The organism is Bacillus sp. JJ634, from assembly GCF_036962285.1.
GTDB classification, from domain to species: domain Bacteria; phylum Bacillota; class Bacilli; order Bacillales; family DSM-1321; genus Peribacillus; species Peribacillus asahii_A.
Map to the genome: position 1 here is coordinate 1 of NZ_JBALMU010000021.1, position 2,131 is coordinate 2,131.

The 2,131-nt window shown below is 37.2% G+C and carries 1 protein-coding gene; it reads left to right on the forward strand.

Features of this window, described 5'->3' with window-relative positions:
* Positions 1-1,102: 1,102 nt before the first annotated feature.
* Positions 1,103-1,756 carry a methyl-accepting chemotaxis protein gene (locus tag V7068_RS03795; RefSeq protein WP_499711192.1) on the forward strand — a complete coding sequence of 218 codons (654 nt, stop codon included), beginning with the start codon at positions 1,103-1,105 and terminating at the stop codon, positions 1,754-1,756.
* Positions 1,757-2,131 lie beyond the last annotated feature (375 nt).

Sequence of the window (2,131 nt, forward strand, 5' to 3'; positions counted from 1 at the left end):
ACATTAATAATTTCATCGGATAATGAAAGTGATTCAAAAGGAGGATTTTATGAAAAAAAAGTATATTCATTACATATTTCACTCGAATTTATTAGTTGATTGTACTCTAAAAACAAGATTGCTTATCTTGCTTATTAGTTCTTTAGTCTTAACGTCATCAGGGATAAGTTATATTGCCTATGTACAATCGAAGGCTTCCACAATCAATGCTGTGGAACAGAGGCTAGAGCGAGAGTCCGTATTGTTTTATCAAATGGTGCAAAATTTAATGTATCTCTATGTTGGAGATGAGGAGAAGTTTTCACAGAAAGTAGAATCTGTGGTGAGAAGTCAAAGTTCTCAAATGGCTCAGGATGGTCTGCGAAGTGATTATTTTCTTTTAAAAGATGAAAAGCTAACTCCGTTTTTAGATAGTAAACAATCAAAAGTACATCTTTCTGATTCGCTTCAACGGAAAATCGTTGAGCAACAAAATGGAATTGTGACGACGTCGATTGAAGGTAAGGAATATACGTTAGCTTTCCGCTATATTCAAGAGTTAAAGGGACAATACATTATTGTTTTGCCACAAGAGAAATATTTAGGAGAAATTCAGCAAATGGCTTGGTCGATTAGCGGGGTAGCTTTCATCTGTTTAATTCTATCCGCGTTATTAGCAGCTTTCATGATTAACAAGCTAACGAAGCCACTAGAGCAAATTCGTGAAATGATGAGAAAAGCGAGAGAAGGGAATCTTGATATTTCGTTTGAAGGGATTCAACAAACAACTCCAGAAGTAAAATCCTTGATTAAAAGTTTTGGAACCTTGATTAGTTCACTGCAGGGATTGCTGCAAAATATTGGAGCGACGGCAGGGCGTCTCCATCATACAGGGCAGCAGCTGCAGCAATCTTCTAATCATGTATTAGTCACTAATCAAGGACTCTTGGCAGGTATTGAGCTGGTCAAAAAAGCAGCTGAAGAAACGGCAAGCAGTTCAGACATACATATGGAAACTTTTCATAAAATGAAAAAGGATGTTCATTTAATTTTTGAAGAAATGGATCAATTATTTCATATTGCTAGAAATATGGATGAGTCAGCTCAAGAAGGTACAGACCAAATGAATATTTTATTAAGAAGAATGGATGTATTTCAACAAGAATCACAACATATTACGAAAACCGTTCACATGATGAGCACGCATTCTCAATCGGTTAACTCGATTGTTGCGCTTATTCAATCTATTGCAGAACAAACGAAATTATTAGCCTTGAATGCTACGATTGAAGCTGCGCGTGCGGGAGAGTATGGAAAGGGATTTTCTGTTGTGGCGACAGAGGTGAGAAAACTAGCAAATCAAACATCTGAAGCGGCGAAAGATATCTCTACAAATATGAGTCAAATGCTAGAGATAACGTCGAGAACGCAACTTGAGTTTGAACATCTCAATCTGCATCTTAATGAAAATGTAGAAGCTGTAATGGAAAGTAAACAATCGATTGATATTTGGAATGTAAAGGTGCAGCAAGTGAAAGAAACACTTCATTCTATAAACGATTATTTAGGTCATTTACAGAAATCTTTGCCTCTAGTAGAAGAATCAACAGAGCGGTATGCCGCTTTATCTCAGCAAACATCCGCAAGTTCCGAAGAAATGCTAAACAGTTCTTACGCGCAGCAAAATCAATTAAAAGAAAGCTATGAAATTGGCACGGTGTTAAATGAATTATCCAGTGCACTTAATCAACAAACCGAACAATTTCGCTCATCATAAGAAAAGAGAGAACAAAACCTATCTTTTAAAAAGGTTCTATTAAATAACGCTTTGGATTTTCAACTCATTTAACTTTCAGCAGAGCTGAAAGGTGTCCGAAACCGCGTTTTCATATGAATGAGCCAAAAATCGTATACATCAACAATTAATATAGTCTTTAAAAAAGCGCAAGGACCTTTACTAGTTAGGTCCTTGCGCTTGACATTTACGTTTGTCCCACACTTAACGGGGAGTAAGACCCCCACCTCAAGCTTATGAGGAGCCAAAGAAGATAGGTGGGGACAACTGCCCGTAGAGGTCCGATTGGTGAAATACAGTGAAACTTACCTTTGCGATTTTCAAAGGTATAGTTGAACCAATCAGGTTCGTACGGTC